The organism is Oleiphilus sp. HI0132 (assembly GCF_001635845.1).
In genome coordinates this window covers 1-1,083 of record NZ_LWGJ01000662.1, presented here as the reverse complement: position 1 = coordinate 1,083, position 1,083 = coordinate 1, and the positions used below count along the sequence as shown (strand labels likewise).

General features: G+C 47.2%; 2 protein-coding genes. Both read left to right on the top strand.

Features of this window, described 5'->3' with window-relative positions; all coding sequences use genetic code 11:
• Window positions 1-203: acyl-CoA dehydrogenase C-terminal domain-containing protein (locus A3766_RS08025; protein ID WP_197479430.1), on the top strand; the 203-nt coding region annotated here is incomplete at its 5' end.
• A 39-nt stretch (window positions 204-242) separates the two neighbouring features.
• Window positions 243-1,022 (top strand): crotonase/enoyl-CoA hydratase family protein, encoded by a 780-nt coding sequence (locus tag A3766_RS08020; RefSeq protein WP_068515092.1) that lies wholly within the window; start codon window positions 243-245, stop codon window positions 1,020-1,022.
• The last annotated feature ends 61 nt before the right edge of the window (window positions 1,023-1,083 follow it).

The window sequence follows — 1,083 nt, the reverse complement described above, 5'->3', positions numbered from 1 at the left end:
TGTGGTTACGCCAGGCCTTAGCGGCAGAAAAGGGGATTGCCGAAACTGAGCCCGCAAACCATGAAGAGCTTTCGTTTTACCGTGGCAAACTCCAGGCTGCTCAATATTATATTAAATGGCAATTACCATTAGCTAAGCACGAAGCAGATCTACTTTTGGGGCGAGACGATACCTGTTTTGAAATGCAGCCAAACTGGTTCTAGACCTTGAGACATAAACCAAATTCGAAAGCGGAGGAAAAAGTGAGCTATATTGAAGTCGATGTAAGAGGTTCGATCTTATTGATCAAGGTTAATCGAGCGGAAAAGTATAACGCGCTAACGGTCGAAATGTATCACGATATTGCACGAGCCTATTACCAGCTGGAGCATGATAATAATTTGTGTGTTGCCGTATTTTACGCAGAGGGAGAACATTTTTCAGCTGGCTTGGAGCTCACTGATTGGTTAGAGCCTCTTAAATCAGGAGGCTTGCCGCCTTTGCCTGAGAGAACCATAGACCCCTTTGCATTATCAGGCCCAAGCTTGTCGAAGCCTGTTATTATGGCGGTGCAAGGTTATAGCTATACCTGGGTGGTTGAGATGATGCTCAATACAGATATCAGAGTTGCTTCGGAGAATGCACGCTTTGCTCAGCTGGAGGTTCAGCGTGGTTTGTTTGCCTGTGGTGGGGCAACGATACGGTTACAGAATGAAATGGGTTGGGCCAATGCTCAACGATATTTACTCACGGGTGACGAGTGGTCGGCCGCTGATGCGTATCGCATGGGAATGATTCAGGAAATATGTGAGCCAGGGAAGCAGTTAGAATGTGCCTTAGCGCTAGCACAGAAGATCGCTAAGGCAGCTCCTTTGGCTGTACGTGGAAGCTTGACTTCATCTAAGCTTGCAAGACAAGAAGGCGAGGCATCGGCCATAAAGCAACTTTTTCCTAGCTTAAAGCCCGTCATTGAGTCAGAAGATATGAATGAGGGAGTTCAGTCATTTATCGAGCGTCGTGATGCGGTCTTCGTAGGGCGTTAAGCCCTGAAGGATCAATTTAACAAAGACGAGGCACGCTTAGGCCAAACCTAATGCCCGCAGT